Source organism: Protofrankia sp. CiT1 (assembly GCF_917627335.1).
Classification (GTDB): domain Bacteria; phylum Actinomycetota; class Actinomycetes; order Frankiales; family Frankiaceae; genus Protofrankia.
Map to the genome: position 1 here is coordinate 10,183 of NZ_CAKJTP010000128.1, position 2,409 is coordinate 12,591.

Consider the following 2,409-nt stretch of genomic DNA (forward strand, 5'->3'; position numbering starts at 1 on the left):
GCCGCTGGCGCCGACGCGGTGGCATCGCGGGACCACGCCAGCGAGCCGGTCACGGTTGATGGATGAGACCGGTGCGGCCGTTGCTGTCCGCTGAGCCGCCCGAGAGCACGGATCTCGGCCAGGGCGGGCAGCCCGCCGGATCCGGGCTGTTCGGCCGGCTGCTCATCCTCGCTCTCATTGTCCTGGCCAGCCTGCTCCTTGCGGCCGGTCTGCTCGGGCTGTGGCGGCTGACCCGCCTGTTCCAGGAGGACGACGCGATGACGCGCTGGGTGGATGGCAGCCGCCACGGCAGGTGGCTGGCTGTCTTCGACGGCTATGGCAGGACCACCGCGGGGGAGGTCGACGGTGAAGAGGTGATCTCCCTTGCCCCGAAGCCGGCGCTGGCTCCCGACACCACCCACGCGTCACTTGTGATCGGCGCGGACCATAGCACCGACGTCCGCGTGACCGCACAGCTGCGTACCCTCCGCCAGCTGCGTGCGCCTGGGCCGCATCCCTGGGAGGTCGGCTGGCTTCTGTGGCATTACGCCGATACGGGTCATTTCTATGCTTTCACCCTCAAAACCAACGGTTGGGAACTCACGAAGCAGGACCCCGCCTATCCCGGCGGGCAGCGCTTCCTCGCCAGTGGCGAAATGCCGCATGCCGCCGTCGCGACCTGGTACGCGATCGAGATCATTCAGGTCGGCGGCGCAATCACTGTTGCCGTCGATGGCGTACCGACCGCCGATCTGACCGACGCGGAGCGCCCTTATCTCGCCGGAGCCGTGGGGCTGTACTGCGAGGACTCCGAAGTGGAGTTCCGCCGGGTCACGGTCGGCACGGCTCCCCCCGCTCCCCGCCCGCGTTCATGATCTTCCCTCGTGCTGCTTGTCCCCGCCGTGCTCTCCCCGCCGTGCTCTCCCCGCCGATCGCGTCAGCTCTGACCCGAAACGGACAAGGACCGACGAAAGGACACGTTATGGCCGGAAAGTTATCGACCCGTCCCAGCGGTGGGCCACACCGTACCGTCCTGGTGGTCTATGGCACCCGCCCGGAAGCAATCAAGATGGCACCGGTGGTCCGTGAGCTTGCGGCCTCGCCGTACTTTCACCCGGTCGTCGCCGTCACCGGACAGCACCGGAGCATGCTTGACCAGGTCAACACCTTGTTCGGCATCGTTCCCGACATCGATCTCGACGTCCTCCGGCAGGGCCAGACACTCGCCGGGGTCACCACCCGGTCGCTGGGCGGCTTGGAAGCCGCCATCGCGCAGGTAGGACCGGATATCGTGATCGTCCAGGGTGACACGACCACAACTTTCACGGGTGCGCTTGCCGCCTTTTACCTCGGTGTCCCCGTCGCGCACCTGGAAGCGGGACTGCGCACCAACGACCCCGCCTCGCCGTTCCCAGAAGAGATCAACCGTCGGCTCACCACCCAGCTCGCGGACCTGCATCTGGCTCCCACCATCACAAGCCGCGACAATCTTATTGCTGAGGGTGTCAAGCCGGATACGGTGCTCGTCATTGGTAACACCGTGATCGACTCACTGCTCTGGGTTGTCAAAGAGCCGATGCCGACGGACAGCCCGCTGCTGGCGGAGATAGCGCGCGGCACGTCCGGCGACCGGCCGGTGCTCCTGGTCACCGCCCACCGGCGGGAGTCCTGGGGCGAGCCGATGCGCAACGTCGGAAAGGCGCTCGCGCGGCTCGCGACGCAACGGCCGGATCTCCTGATTGTCTTTCCCATCCACCGCAACCCGGCCGTGCGGTCGGCGATCATGCCCATCGTCAGCGGCCTGGCGAACGTGATCGTCTCCGATCCGGCCGACTACGCGGCCTTCGCTCACCTGATGAGCCGCGCCACCATCGTGCTCACCGACAGCGGGGGAGTGCAGGAAGAAGCGCCTAGCCTCGGCAAGCCGGTGCTCGTCATGCGGGACAACACCGAGCGCCCCGAGGGCGTCGAAGCCGGAACGGTCGCGCTGGTCGGGACCGATCCCCAGCGGATCGTCGACAGCGTCGGCCGGCTCCTGGACGACCCGGCCGCGTACGCGGCAATGGCGGAAGTGGTGAACCCGTACGGCGACGGCGGCGCGGCGCGGCGCACCGTTGCCGCGCTGGCCCACTATTTCGGTTTCGGTCCGCCGGTTGACGAGTTCGTACCCCGGCTCGGTTCACCGGCCAGCCTGCGGACCACCGGCCAGATCCATGCGGGAAAGGACTGATGCAGGTGCGCACTCACCGGTCCCGCAGCGTCGTAATACCGATCATACTTGCCATGCTGGCGCTGGTCGTAGGGCTGACCAGCACGGCCACGACGGCAAACGCCGAGCGGCCGCACTCCAGGCGGCTGCCGGCGCGGCACGGCGGCGACGTTCTGGCGCTGGCCGGCGGCAAGCTGGTCGCTCCGCCGCCGCCACCGTCC

General features: G+C 68.1%; 3 protein-coding genes. All 3 read left to right on the plus strand.

Translation table 11 applies throughout. The features are described from left to right. The first annotated feature begins 62 nt into the window (after window positions 1–62). Window positions 63–854 carry a family 16 glycoside hydrolase gene (locus MJ785_RS16950; protein WP_239381731.1) on the plus strand — a complete coding sequence of 264 codons (792 nt, stop codon included), beginning with the start codon at window positions 63–65 and terminating at the stop codon, window positions 852–854. Window positions 855–961: 107 nt separating this feature from the next. Then, window positions 962–2,209 (plus strand): non-hydrolyzing UDP-N-acetylglucosamine 2-epimerase, encoded by a 1,248-nt coding sequence (gene wecB / locus MJ785_RS16955; protein ID WP_239311958.1) that lies wholly within the window; start codon window positions 962–964, stop codon window positions 2,207–2,209. Further along, window positions 2,209–2,409 (plus strand): hypothetical protein (locus MJ785_RS16960; RefSeq protein ID WP_239381733.1); only part of this gene is annotated, 201 nt, incomplete at its 3' end. The genes wecB and MJ785_RS16960, both read left to right, overlap by 1 nt.